At 45.3% G+C, this 14,069-nt stretch carries 9 protein-coding genes; all 9 read left to right on the top strand.

Going from position 1 to position 14,069, the window contains the following annotated elements; all coding sequences use genetic code 11:
- The first annotated feature begins 43 nt into the window (after positions 1–43).
- Positions 44–637, top strand: a complete 594-nt coding sequence (locus tag MKY95_RS30120; protein WP_339195803.1) for a hypothetical protein — start codon at positions 44–46, stop codon at positions 635–637.
- A gap of 148 nt (positions 638–785) precedes the next feature.
- On the top strand, positions 786–1,058 hold the full coding sequence (locus MKY95_RS30115) for an alpha/beta-type small acid-soluble spore protein (RefSeq protein ID WP_017691962.1): 273 nt from the start codon (positions 786–788) through the stop codon (positions 1,056–1,058).
- Positions 1,059–1,313: 255 nt separating this feature from the next.
- Positions 1,314–2,516, top strand: coding sequence for a methionine adenosyltransferase (gene metK / locus MKY95_RS30110; protein WP_036612510.1), 1,203 nt, complete (start codon positions 1,314–1,316; stop codon positions 2,514–2,516).
- 209 nt (positions 2,517–2,725) lie between these two features.
- The gene (locus MKY95_RS30105; RefSeq protein WP_076319207.1) at positions 2,726–6,508 is read left to right on the top strand and encodes an S-layer homology domain-containing protein; all 3,783 of its coding nucleotides are present in this window, start codon (positions 2,726–2,728) and stop codon (positions 6,506–6,508) included.
- A gap of 116 nt (positions 6,509–6,624) precedes the next feature.
- Positions 6,625–7,851: a stalk domain-containing protein gene (locus tag MKY95_RS30100; protein WP_076319206.1), complete on the top strand. Its 1,227-nt coding sequence runs from the start codon at positions 6,625–6,627 to the stop codon at positions 7,849–7,851.
- Between the two features lie 231 nt (positions 7,852–8,082).
- On the top strand, positions 8,083–10,806 hold the full coding sequence (locus MKY95_RS30095; RefSeq protein ID WP_076319205.1) for a stalk domain-containing protein: 2,724 nt from the start codon (positions 8,083–8,085) through the stop codon (positions 10,804–10,806).
- 47 nt (positions 10,807–10,853) lie between these two features.
- Positions 10,854–12,014: a sensor histidine kinase gene (locus tag MKY95_RS30090; protein ID WP_076319204.1), complete on the top strand. Its 1,161-nt coding sequence runs from the start codon at positions 10,854–10,856 to the stop codon at positions 12,012–12,014.
- 7 nt (positions 12,015–12,021) lie between these two features.
- The gene (locus MKY95_RS30085) at positions 12,022–12,744 is read left to right on the top strand and encodes a response regulator transcription factor (RefSeq protein ID WP_026081439.1); all 723 of its coding nucleotides are present in this window, start codon (positions 12,022–12,024) and stop codon (positions 12,742–12,744) included.
- Between the two features lie 330 nt (positions 12,745–13,074).
- Positions 13,075–13,479, top strand: a complete 405-nt coding sequence (locus tag MKY95_RS30080) for a hypothetical protein (protein WP_143781457.1) — start codon at positions 13,075–13,077, stop codon at positions 13,477–13,479.
- The last annotated feature ends 590 nt before the right edge of the window (positions 13,480–14,069 follow it).

Below are 14,069 nucleotides of genomic sequence, written 5' to 3'. Positions count from 1 at the left end.
ATAGTTAAAGTTAATAGATTACCAGAGGAGGAAAATGATTCACATGAAACCTTATATGAAAGTATCCCTCGCTGCGCTCGCCATTGGTGTTGGCGTCTGGGTTGGGTCGGTATACAGTAATACAGCCATCGGTGCAGGTACAAGCCAGCCAGGAACAGCAGATGATCCGGTTGTAACAAAGAGTTATGTAGATCAGCAGATCCAACAGGCTTTGGGCGGTAAGATTCCGACTGGAAACGGTAGTACCAATACAGGAACAGACAGCAATGCAGGAAATGGTAACAACTCTGGCCCTACAGGGTCCGGGAACTCCGGTAGCACAGGTGGAGACACATCACTTCCTCCACTGGTCTCAGGCGCTTCTGATGCCGTTGAGATCGTAACGGTGAAGCCGGGTCAACAGCTGATCGGTAAGTCTGGTGCGGAGTTCATTGTACGTAGCGGCAAAGCTGTGATCGTCAGTGAAGGTACGAATGGCGTAGCTGATCTGACGGACGGGATTGACCTGACGAATGGACAGGCAGCGCCCACCAATCACCTGCTCTCTTTTCCAAGGGATGGACGGGGGATCACGGTATTGGAAGGAAACAAATACAGCTTAACTGTAATGGTTCGTGGTGGATATACTCTGAAATAGTTTTTGTAGCTGTAAAAGGAATTATTCATTAGTCTTACTTTTCATTTGCTCAGATTACCCATTTCTAACAAACATTAATACGGCTAGCCAGCCTTGTTCCTGCTCACTCTATAACTGTTGACAATCAATTAATGGAGGTGCAGGAATCATGGCTAGAAGCAATCGCAAAGTGGTACCCGAAAGTCGTCAAATGCTGGATCAGATGAAGTATGAGATTGCTGCAGAGTTTGGTCTCAATGTAGGTTATGGTGGCAGAGGTTTAGCTGGTGCGGATACAGAATTTGGATCTGAACTGGGTGAAGTGAGTGATCACTCCTATGGGCAATACAAAGGGTGGGGACATCTGACTTCCCGCGAGAATGGATCGGTTGGTGGAGAGATCACCAAAAGGCTAATTCGCCAGGCAGAACAGCACTTATAGGGCATTTTCCTTACCCCATTTCGTTTGACACGTCTTGACAAATACGTTAAGATGGCACTTGAGGTATGCAACCTTTTCCACTAGGGAAAGGTTGATTTTCGTTTGAGGCAATTACCTGAAAAATCCTTATCTTCGGTACTGCGGACTCTGCGTCCTTATTCCATTTTGGAAAGCTTCGAGGGTACAGTGAACGAATCGCTGTCATGTTTTGTTCGGGCAATCGCCATACTACTAGTTATGGGAGGTTGAAACTTCATGTCTGTTAAAGGCCGGCATCTATTTACATCGGAGTCTGTAACTGAAGGACATCCGGATAAAATCTGCGATCAGATCTCAGACGCCGTATTGGACGCGTTCCTGGCGAACGATCCCAATGCTCGCGTAGCTTGCGAAGTTTCCGTAGCCACAGGCTTAGTGCTGGTCATCGGTGAAATCAGTTCAGCTTCTGAATACGTGGACATTCCGTCCATCGTTCGTAATACAATTAAGGATATTGGCTACACACGTGCCAAGTTCGGTTTTGATTATAACACTTGTGCAGTTCTGACTTCTCTGAATGAGCAGTCCGCTGATATTGCCCAAGGCGTGAACGCAGCGCTTGAGAACCGTGACCCGGAACAAGTCGCTCGTGAAACAGAGAACATTGGTGCAGGTGACCAAGGTCTGATGTTCGGTTTTGCAACGAACGAAACACCAGAACTCATGCCTTTGCCAATCGCTCTGTCCCACCGTATCGCACGCCGTCTGGCGGAAGTGCGTAAGAACGGTACATTGGAATATCTTCGTCCGGATGGTAAAACGCAAGTAACGATTGAATACGACGGTGACAAACCGGTACGTGTGGATACAATCGTTGTGTCTACTCAGCACGCTGAGGAGACTACGCTGGAGCAGATCCAAAAAGACATCAAAGAACATGTAATCTTGCCTGTCGTTCCAGCTGGATTGCTGGATGAGCAGACTAAATATTTCATCAACCCAACAGGACGCTTCGTTATTGGCGGACCTCAGGGAGATGCAGGCCTTACTGGACGTAAAATCATCGTAGATACTTACGGCGGTTATGCACGTCATGGCGGTGGTGCGTTCTCTGGTAAAGATCCGACAAAAGTGGACCGCTCCGCAGCATATGCGGCACGTTACGTAGCGAAAAACCTTGTAGCTGCAGGTCTTGCAGACAAAGTTGAAATCCAGCTCGCTTACGCGATTGGTGTAGCCAACCCGGTATCGATCAACGTGGATACATACGGAACTGGCAAAGTCAGCGAAGAGAAATTGGTTGAGCTTGTGCGTAACAACTTTGATCTTCGTCCGGCTGGCATTATTCGTATGCTGGATCTGCGTCGCCCAATCTACAAACAAACGGCTGCTTATGGTCACTTCGGCCGTACAGATCTGGATGTACCTTGGGAACAAGTGGATAAAGTAGACCTTTTGAAAACTCAAGCAGGTCTGTAATTTAGGTGTAATAGTAATGAAGCCCTTGATTCCGTTAAGGAATTAAGGGCTTTTTTGTGCTTCCATCGATTTAACTGCCTTGTCATGGACAAAGGAAAAATTATGGAATAAATCCCCAAATAACTAAATGAAATCCCTTCTCTAACCGAAATACATAATGAGGTCTGTACATCAGACAGGAGAAGAAATGCAGATAAGGGGGAAGATCAGTGGAATTGAAGAGAATTGCAAGAAAAGGCATGCTCGGAATCTTAATTGTTATGCTGACGGCTCAAGGTTGGCTTACGGGTTGGAGTGGAGTCGAGCAGGGAGCATATGCGGCCAATGAATTAAGTGCAAATGGAATAACGAACACTGTTCCTGCCGTGAAAGGAACGAATGTGGATAGTTCAGTACCATTCGTTATTGATTTTGATAAATCTGTTCAGAAGGCACCGGGTACACAAAGTTCAATCTTGATTAAGCGTTTGGATGATAATACAACGATGGGTTCGGTGCTGGTATCCAGTGACCAAGTTGTAATTGATCCCACACCACCGATTACAGACCCAACGACACCGGATGCGGGAGACAATACGCCAGTACCAGCTATTGGCCTACGAGTGACGATTACACTGGGCAAGACTCTACCGGGAGCAACATACTACGTAGAGATAGATAATAAATCATTTGTTTACGCGGACAATACTCCATTTCCGGGACTGACTAACAAAGAGTGGACCTTCAGCACACTGGGGCTAGGCTCAACTTCCCTTGTGAGTAGAATTCCTGATAACGCAGCAATGGTATCCCCTTCAACTACGGTAGTGATGACATTTGATAAGCCGGTAACTGCAGGTAGAGGGAATCTCATTATTTATCAGGGAAGAGTTGGTGGTACTGTATTTGAGCAGATTCCAGTAAATGCAGGAACACCTCGAATTACAGGTTTTGGAACCAATACGATTACGATCGTTCCCACGAATAACTGGAACAACAACACTACATATTACATCGTAATGCCAGAAGGTTTTTTGAGGGATAGAAATGAGAATGATATCAGTGCAATTAGTGGGAATGTTTGGGGATTCAATGTCATATCCGATCCGACGTCCCTAATGGTATCTACTGTATCTCCCGCAAACGGTACAACCAATGCACCTTTAACGGGAAATTTAACAGTTACGTTCAACAAAGAACTTGATCCGAATTACATTCAGAATGTAACGCTCAAAAAAACAAATGGAGCAACTGTTTCATCTAAGACAGTCATTAATAGTGCAAACAATAGACAATTGCTTATTACACCTACGAACGCATTGGATAGCAACACAAATTACGTGGTAGACATTCCAGCCAATACGTTTCGTGATAAAGCAGGAAATACATTTACAGGTCTTAATGGGTCTACATCATGGGCCTTTAAAACATTAAGTGCAGATACAACTGCACCTGTGTTGAAAAATGCTAAGATGCATAGCAATAACACCATTCGCCTGACGTATGATGAGTGGCTGTACAGCACTAATTCGCTGAGTAGTACTTATGCTGTAACTGTAAATGGTGAAAAGAGGAATGTCAGCTCCACTTATATCTCAGGTGACAGTGTATATGTTGTCTTGGATACGGGTGTAGCGGTAGGACAAGTTGTGCGGATTTCATATACACCCGGTACTACAGGTAATCGTCTTACAGATCAATCTTCCAATGCTGCGGCTGCTTTTGGCGCAAGAGATGTGGAGAACGGTTTAGATTCTGTTATGTCCAAGCCGCGAGAAGGTAACGTGTATTACAGTACAATGACGTTGTACTATCCTGAGACGGTATATATCACTTCAAGTGATGCAGCAAGACAATTCAGTGTAACTGCGGATCAATATGCTGTAGGCATCAATAGCATATCGATCAATGGCAGCTCTGTGGTGACGTTGAATCTTAGTCGATCCATTACGGATGGTGAAGTCGTGCGGGTCGCATACACGCCAGGTTCATGGCCTGTAAAAGATACACGTGGACAGGCTCTTGCTGGATTCAGCGGCTTCTATGTCCGCAATTCAATTGATACCAAACCACCTGAGTTTAAGAGTGCTGAGGTGAGTGGTAACAAGTTATGGATGCGTTACAATGAACCACTGAACACGACGAATAAACCGCTCAACAGCCAATATTCTGTTCTGGTCGATGGTAAGCCAGTCTTCGTTAATGATTCTGAGATCGAAAATGATCTGGTTACGTTAACGCTGGCTTCAGCGGTGAAGGATACACAAAATATATCGTTATCATATGTACCTGGAGCATTGCGATTAACGGATCTGAACAATAACCCAGCAGGATATCTCAATCTGACTCCAGTAACGTACACATATGGAAATGGCAAAATCCTGTCGGCTACGCTTCAGGGAGACACGGTTCAGATTAATTTCCGTGATTCAATCCAGTCCCAGGCTGCACTAACAGCATCTCAGTTCAGTGTAGTGATTGGTAATTCAACCACAACTGTATTGTCTGCTTCAGCTTCTGGCTCTGTGGTGACGTTGAAAGTGGATACTTCAGCAGTAACATCGACAGCTACTCAGACGGGAACGGTGAGTTATGTACCTGGGGCAGTGCCGTTACGGGATGCGTCGAATGTCACGATAACAGCATTTGGTCCACTTACGTTACAACAGACGAATAATAGTTCGAACAATAATCAGTCGGGAAACCGTCCTTCCTGGTTGTCGGAATTGGATGCAACGAGCTATGGTCAGTCTTTACTTGTGATGAATAACACTACGGCTTCTGCTGTATCTGCGATGTCCCACTATAATCGCCCGACTCGTCAATTCAACGTGGATGCAACCAAGTTGATTCAGTCCTTTGAATACGCTGGAGCAAACGGGAAATTGACTCAGCCGGTGGTATTCGAGATTCCGGACAGTGAATCGGCTGCGTATGTTGGATTCCCATTCAATGCACTGACTCAGATTGCTGCAAGTTATCGAACAGGTACTATTGGTGTGAAATATGGCGATCTTCTCTGGACGATGCCACTGTCTAATTTAGATATGGCGGCTATGAGTCGGAGTGTAGGAACGTCAAACACAAGTACAACGACAGGAGCAGCAGTTCCATCCTTATACGTTCAGTTAGAGACGGTACCAGTGTCTTCATCGGGGACGATGGAAGGCTTGATTGCAGGTGCAGGAGCGCAGAAACTTGCGAATTATACGGATGTGTACCTGTTTGCAAGTAATGGTACGACCGATCAACGTGTGGAGCAGAAAGTGAAAAGTCAGTTATCCATGCAATTACCAGTAGGTACTTCTACAGTAACATCTGGATTCACTTATATTGATCCAGTTACCTTCATGTTATCAAACGTACCTAGCTCGTTTAAAAATACACCAGGAAGTGTAGTTGTCCAAGGACAACTGAATGGGAATCAATCGGTAGTTCCGGTCAACCATATTGTTAATTATCCGGACACCACATCACACTGGGCTAGTGCAGTTATTAAGGAACTCTCTGCCAAATGGATTATTAATGCACCAAATGGTTCTTACTATCGACCAAATGAGAATATATCACGTGCAGAATTCGCTGAATTGGTCGCCAGAGGTCTGGGTTTAAATGGAGAACCAACTGCAGCGAGTCGTTTCAGGGACGTTCGCAGTGGAAGTATGACAAGTGCCTATATCGGGGCTGCCGCTGAAGCGGGGATCATTACGGGGAATACCGATGGCACGTTTAAGCCGGATCGCCCCATTACGCGTGAGCAGATGGCGCTTATGATGGTACGTGCGATGAACTACGGTGGGAAAACAGTCTCTCTTCAATCTTCGGCTACTGCCACTCTATCCAAGTTCAAGGACAGCAACAAAATTCAGTCCAAGGATTCTGTTGCCAAAGCGGTGCAAGAGGGAATCATTCAAGGCATGACAGCCAGAACATTTGAACCTCAGGGAAATGCAACTCGTGCACAGGCAGCAGTCATGTTGAAACGTGTCCTGGATAAGTTAGGATATCTGTAATAGTAATTAGCTCTTTATCTTAGTGAAGCGAAATCGATCAGGGGAATAAGTTCAACTGGTTGGTTTCGCTTCTTTATATTATAAAGTCATAAATTTCATGGATAGAGGGTGTAAATTTGCTTAAAAAAATGCTAGTTTTTGTCCTCGTTCTGGGGTTAATATCTATACCATCACTGGCGTATGCTCAAGATAATAAAGAATCCATACAACTGTACGTAAATGAAAAGCCAACAAATATTAAACTGATGACAAAATCAGGAACGGTGTATGTTCCGTTTCGAGAGTTTATTCAACTAATGGGGTACCAAGCGGATTACTCAGTGGTAGATCGAGAGATTTCAGTTAAGATCGGGAAATCAAAATTTATCTTTCTACCGGACGATGGTTACATTAGTGGATCGGGAGATTACTACGAATTACAAAGGCCAGGTATTCAGATTGATGGAAAATTCTTTTTACCTATCCGTTATGCCGCCTGGTTAACCAAGCATGCGGTTAAGTATGATAAAAAGTCGAATACGGCGTGGATGGTGCAGTATGGGTATGGTCAAGAGAAAGAGATACTTGATTTGATAACAACATATGATAGAGCTTTCACTGTAAAGCTCCTTGCTTCAGATCATATGCAGAGATCCTATCTGACGGATAGTAAGATTGCACCCCAAGTGAGCGAAATCCCTGATCGAATCTACAATGTTGATATAACAAGCATTACATACGAATCTGCGAATCAGGCATTATTGTACGTTACTTATATTCATAATAGTCAGGTAATAAACGACCAACATGAAGTCGTGTTTCGAATTATAAAGGAGAACAATCAGTGGAAAATACTTCAGGATCGATATCTTTCCAGCAATACTACGCTTCCAGAAGATATCGATAAATCTGTACATACGATAAAAGAGAATTTTAATGAGAAGCAACAAAATGTCCTATCTGACCTCAGGCAATATTATAGAGCGTTTAATCAGAAAGACTTTGATTTAACGTATAAATATACTTCGCCATTTGATATTGAACGAATGAACGCAAATGCAGTTGATGAATGGAGAACATGGGAGCACATTACAAGAGCTTCCTTTGAGTATGGAGACACTACGTATCATATGTCTAATGAACGAGTCGTGTTTCTTGGGGAGAACCAAGCTGTTGTTCATGCAACCTTGGAATGGAGCTACATCTCAGAGAACATAGAGCAGAACCATTCTATATATGAAGCGCTGATCTACCTCGATTACGCCAATGGGCACTGGAATTATAGTTATGATCATGACATTAGTGAGAACGAAGAGGACCCCAATCGAATGTTACCCGAAATTCATTTCCCAGAGTTAAATTGAAAATATAACGAATATCAGTATACAGATAAATTCCCATGTATGAGTAGCTAATTGCATACATGGGTTTCTTTTTGCCAAGAATCCCCTCAAAGTTAGCTGGGGGCGTAACTTTTTCCACAAAAAGCAGTCTATTAATAGAAGAGTATACTAGAGATCTCGCTATCGGCTGCCTACTTGGCAGTGTTCGTGATGTCTAAGATTGATATACAAGATGGGAGAGACGTTTCAGACATGCTGGGGAAACATGAGAAACAGCTGGAAGACGTTAAGGGCAGTAAGGTGAAGAAATGGGCAATTGTGACGCTGGCGGGTGTAATCTGGATTGCACCGGTGATGAGCGCAGGCGGGCAGATGTGGTCAGGCACTTCGTGGAAATCGGTGGCCGCAGCAGCATCTACAAATACAAGCAAGTTGAGTGAAGAAATTCTGACTTCGGGTGCGAAGCTCATGAAATACAGATATACAACAACACGTTCCGGTTCCAAGGTCAACGTACTGGCGGATGTAGTCCAGGTGGATCTGCAGAACCCGTATGTGAAGCTGGATGTAATGACAGGCAAGGGCGGTAATCTGAACAGTAAACAGAGCACAGGTGCCATGGCCAAGGAAAACGGTGCAGTAGCTGCTGTAAATGGCGATTACTTCAATGTATCCGGCGAGCTCGCACCCATTGGTGGACAGGTCTCCGATGGCGTGCTGGTCTCCACACCTTCTGAGCTGTCAGGCATGTATGCCCTGACGGTGACCAAGGATGGTAAACCGATGATCGACGAGTATTCCTTTGACGGAACAGTGAAGGCACAGGATGGTTCAACTTTTGCTTTGCGTGGGATAAATAAAGAGGATTATACGGTAGAGTCGGGTGCGGTGAAGTATAGTCATGCCAACTCGATGTATATTTATACACCGGCATGGACATCGAGCAAACGACCAAATGATCCTTCCACAACGCCAACAGAGGTTCTCGTGCAGAACGGAGTAATTACCCAAATCTCGGATAAAAAAGCGTTAAACATGACGGTGCCGAAGGATGGGTACATTTTGCGTGCGCATGGAACAGCGGCGACATGGATCATGAGCCATCTATCCGTTGGGCAAACCTTGGATGCGGATTACAAGCTAAAAGCCAAAACAACCGGGCAATCGGTTGATCCTAGTAACCTGGAGATGATGATTGGCGGTCATACCATTTTGGTGAACGGTGGAAAGGCAGCTTCCTTTTCCCGTGATATCGCATCTTCCGGCATTGGTGGCATTCGTGCCAGAACGGCAGTAGGATACTCCCAGGATGGTCGGTATGTCTACATCATCGCAGCGGAGAAAAACAGTAACAGCAGCGGGATGTCGCTGACGGAACTGCAATCCTTTATGACCAGTGTGGGTGTCTGGAAAGGCATGAACCTGGATGGAGGCGGCTCCACAACCATGGTAACACGTCCGTTGGGTGAGCAAACCGCTGGTCTGACGTTCAACACAGAGTATGGCACCGAGCAACGTCAGGTTGTAAACACGCTAGGTGTGTTCTCTACGGCTCCTGTAGGTAAACTGAAGGGCTTTGCCGTGAGTGGTAGCCAAACGTTGCTGGTGGGTCAAGAGGGCAAGTACACAGCCAAAGGATATGACACCTACTACAACCCGATCGCAACAGGCGATATCAGCATGTCCTGGAAGTCCAGCAACAACAGCATCGTGAGTGTCAGCAACGGTACAATCAAAGGCGTGAAGCCAGGCACAGCAACGCTGACGGCAACGAGCAATGGAGCTTCATCCTCGATTAAAGTATCGGTATTGGGTGGAAGTGAATTGGCTTCCCTGACAGCAGGATCGGGTCTCGGTTCGCTCCAAGCAGGCACAACGATGTCCATTCCTGTAACGGCAACAACGAAGAGCGGACAAAGTGTGACGGTTCCGGCAGACTCGCTGACATGGGAATTTATCGGGTTCAAAGGTAAAGTTACTGCTGACCAATTAACGGTATCTTCCGTTAATTCTGGTGCACAAGTAGGATATGCGATTGGTCGTTATGATGGTTACAGCACAGTCGTAGTACTCTCGGCTTCTGCAAGTGAAACGATCTGGGAGAACTTCGAAAACGTGAATTATCCGATTAACTTCACAACGAACGCAGCGGGTGTAACTGGTACGGCAACAGTCACAGCAGGAACTGGTGAAAAAGCCGGCTCCAATGTACTGCAACTCGGTTATGATATGACTGCTGGAACAGGCAAAATGTACGCTTATGCACAACTGAATGGTTCTACTGGCAGAGAGGTATCTGCAGCGGCTACGTCGATGTCGATGGATGTTATGGGAGATAAGAGCCTGAACTGGTTACGTGCCGAATTCACAGATGCCAATGGCAAAACGGTATATGCCGATCTCGCCAAGGCGATTGACTGGAACGGGTGGAAGAAGCTGAGCGTGGACCTAAACGGACTGAACATCGCCTATCCGGCGAAGCTGAAGCGGGTCTATGTGGTGAACGTGGAAGAAGGTCAGGATGAGCGTGCGAAATCAGGTACGGTTGCTTTTGACAATATCGCATTCACGATGCCTTCCAAGTCCAGTGAAGTCGGATTGCCTACGGGTACAGCTTCGCTTGTGCTTGGACAGAAATCGATGACGGTGAACGGAACGAAAAAAGTGATTGATGCAGCACCGGTCCTGAAAAATGGTACAACGTATGTGCCAATCAAACATGTTTTGGACGCTTTTGGTGGTCAGGCAAGCTGGGATAGCAAAAATCAGCGGATCACGGTATTACGTGGTGGCAAGCTGATTGATCTGGTTGTAGGGCAGAAAGAATTCATTCTGAATGGTAAAAGACAGAGCGCAACTGTTGCACCATACGTAACGGGTGGTAGGACTTTAGTCCCGCTCAGACTCGTTTCCGAGCAACTTGGTCTCACTGTAAAATGGGAACAGAAAACGAAGACCGTTACCATCTCATCGTGATATGGTATGATATATACCGGAAACGATAGAAATGGAGTCGAACAAACGTGGATTTACAAGCCGATGCCATAGACCGCGTCATTAAAAACGCCATACAAGTCATGGAAAACAGCAAATATCAAATGTTCGAAATCATGGACTCGACTCGCGATGAGCTGAAAACACTCAACGAGGAGTTGAAGTCGGTGTTGAAGGAGACGGCGGAAACGATCGAGAAAGTAGATCAGTTGGAGCTGAACTACCGCCGTTCCCGGATCCGGCTGACTGAGGTTAGCCGCGACTTTGTCCGTTATTCCGAGCATGATATCAAGCAGGCATATGAGAAAGCAACACAGCTGCAGCTGGATCTGATGATTTATCGTGAGAAGGAAATGTATCTGAAGGCCCGTCGGGATGACCTACAGAAGCGTGCCAAAAATGTGGAAGCTTCTGTGGAGCGTGCCGAGACCATCGGTTCGCAGATGGGTGTTGTACTCGAATACCTGTCAGGTGAACTAGGTCAAGTGACCCGGATCATTGAAAATGCCAAAAATCGACAAATGATTGGTTTGAAAATAATTTTGGCCCAGGAAGAAGAGCGGAAACGTATTGCTCGTGAAATTCATGACGGGCCTGCCCAGATGCTCGCCAATCTAGTGCTTAGGACGGAAATTGTAGAAAGAATGCTCATTAAGCAGGATTTTAAGATGGTCCAGGCCGAAATAGTAGATTTGAAAGGCCAGGTTCGTTCCAGTCTTGAAGAAATGAGAAAAGTTATTTTCAATCTGCGTCCTATGGCACTGGATGATCTGGGACTGATTCCAACGCTTCGGAAGTATGTGCAGGATTTTGAGGTAAAAACGAAAATCCGGTCGCTTTTTGAAACAAGAGGTAAGGAACATCGTTTATCTTCAGCCATGGAGGCTGCAATCTACCGCCTCGTGCAGGAAGGTCTGTCGAATGCTGCAAAGCATGCTTATCCCACTTATGTTGTAGTGGAAATTACATACCAGGCTCAGCTCGTCAAAATTGTCGTTCAGGACAATGGGCTTGGGTTCAAACCGGAGCTTCTTGCCAAGAAAAGCAAGGATCATACCCACTTCGGTCTGATTGGGATGAGAGAACGGGTTGAACTGTTAGAAGGAAGAATAGAGATTGAATCCGCAGAAAATCAAGGAACCAAAATAGTGATTCATATCCCGACAAACGTGGATAAGGGAAAGGAGTAGCAGGATGATGGAAAACCGTGATACTGGTAAAGCATCGATTAAAGTTCTTTTGGCTGATGATCATCAGCTGTTCCGTGAGGGACTGAAACGCATTTTAAATATGGAGGACGACATTGAGGTCATCGGTGAATGCGGCGATGGTATTCAAGTGCTCGAATTCTGCAATCAGGATAAACCTGATATCGTATTGATGGATATCAACATGCCGATCGAAAACGGGGTTGAGGCAACGGAGAAATTACGTGAGCTGTTCCCTGATGTCAAAGTAATTATCTTGTCCATTCATGATGATGAAAGTTATGTATTTGAGACGCTTCGTAAAGGGGCTAACGGATACTTGCTGAAGGATATGGAGGCAGAGTCTCTGATCAATGCGATTCGTTCCGTGCATGAAGGACATGCGTTCATACATCCGAAAGTAACAGGCAAACTGATCATGCAGCTGCGTCGTATGACGTATCTTAATGAAACAGGGGCAATGAGTGAAGGAGCTTCGAAGGAAGCCGGTGTTAAATTTGTCGCTGGCGACAATAACCCGCTCACACGTCGTGAGGCTGAAGTGCTTCGCTTGATGGCAGAAGGTAAGAGCAATAAAATGATTGGTGAATTCCTGTTCATCAGTGAAAAAACAGTAAAAAACCATGTCAGCAGTATTCTGCAGAAGATGGAAGTGGACGACCGTACGCAAGCTGTTATCAATTCGATCAAATATGGTTGGGTTACGCTCTAATACCTTATGTTTTTCGTAAAGCAGTATTCTTACGGTAAGTCAGTCCATTGGTTGATTAAACCTTGACGAAGTATAGATTGGTGTTCACTCGCGCCCTTTCCAGAATGTTGGATTGGTCTGCGGGTTAATGGACTTTATCACTGCAAATGAGCAAAGCGTAAGGCTGTGCGGAACATATGTTCAAGCTTAGGCGTGAATGAATGACCTGGCCTGTCTTTCTTCGTCCGGTGTCGATCAGCGTGGAATATGAGTGATAGGAAATGCGAGTGTAACCCTTCAGGAAGTACAGCATATACTTGTTGTATACAGGGATGTTCGCCATGGGTGAGCATGACCTTCCGAGGAGGTGCAGTTGCCATGGTTGCTCATCTGACTATGATTCTGCTCATATACTTCCTGGCGGCAATGGCCGTTCATGCCATGCACCAGCGCCATCTTTCCCGTCCCGAATCTGAAGGTTTCGAGCAGATCCTGCTCATCCCTTCCAATCAGGCAGGGCGGATCGAAGGCATTGTAAGAGAACTTTGCCGGGAATTATTATACCGTGGTAAGAGCTTCAGATTAACCGTTGTTGCTGATCGTACAGAAGCGGAAACGATTACGATTATTGAAAAGCTTATGCAAAGGCAAGGCATGGAGACATCTTATCTGCCTGCTGTCCCTGCTGATATTGAACGGGTAGCACAGACCGATCACACGTTTCGCCTGATTGATTTGCGTGAGTCAGAGCAATAAATCATCATGTGAACGGAAATGGGATTAACATTGCACAGATCTACAGTGAAAAGATTACAGCAGAAGCTGTAGTCTTTTTTTGTAATTGTAGCCAAGTCTGCTTTTAAATTAAAAATGGGTTTTTATGCAATCTATGGTTATTGTCTGGGTTTTGACGAGTTCAAGAGTATTAAAATAAACTTTTCGAAGTCAGAACTCTTAATTTAAAAGTATAGACGATTCAGATTGGAAAAAGTTTCGCAATTTTAAAGAAAGATTCTGGTTATTAGCAGAATTGTATGATGGAATCATGTTGTGTAACTAACCTTGTGATGTAAAGGTTCAATTGGTATAGTGATAAGTAAGATTGATCATACGAAGATGGAATATGGACATGAAGCACATGCTCCGGCGAACAGCCGGATTGGCATGTGCTTTTTTTGCGTTCAGGAGAAAGTACGATGGGGGAGGAGAGTAAATGAAGGTTGCTTTGTATATGTGCCGTGTAGGGGAAGGGTGGAACATGATGTTATCACTCGATATTCGAGTGGATGTGGTTTGGTGGCTAGAGGAAGGAAGTGGGCGACATGTGCTGCGCTGGTTGCTGTTAG

The organism is Paenibacillus sp. FSL P4-0176 (assembly GCF_037975265.1).
In the GTDB taxonomy this organism is placed as follows: domain Bacteria; phylum Bacillota; class Bacilli; order Paenibacillales; family Paenibacillaceae; genus Paenibacillus; species Paenibacillus amylolyticus.
The sequence above is the reverse complement of the archived record's forward strand: the minus strand, read 5'-3'. Positions and strand labels throughout refer to the sequence as shown.

Excerpts from the sequence above, each read along its gene's own strand:
- MKY95_RS30120 (WP_339195803.1), top strand. The coding sequence starts at position 44 with ATGAAACCTTATATGAAAGTATCCCTCGCTGCGCTCGCCATTGGTGTT.
- MKY95_RS30115 (WP_017691962.1), top strand. The coding sequence starts at position 786 with ATGGCTAGAAGCAATCGCAAAGTGGTACCCGAAAGTCGTCAAATGCTG.
- metK (WP_036612510.1), top strand. The coding sequence starts at position 1,314 with ATGTCTGTTAAAGGCCGGCATCTATTTACATCGGAGTCTGTAACTGAA.
- MKY95_RS30095 (WP_076319205.1), top strand. The coding sequence starts at position 8,083 with ATGCTGGGGAAACATGAGAAACAGCTGGAAGACGTTAAGGGCAGTAAG.
- MKY95_RS30085 (WP_026081439.1), top strand. The coding sequence starts at position 12,022 with ATGGAAAACCGTGATACTGGTAAAGCATCGATTAAAGTTCTTTTGGCT.
- MKY95_RS30080 (WP_143781457.1), top strand. The coding sequence starts at position 13,075 with ATGACCTTCCGAGGAGGTGCAGTTGCCATGGTTGCTCATCTGACTATG.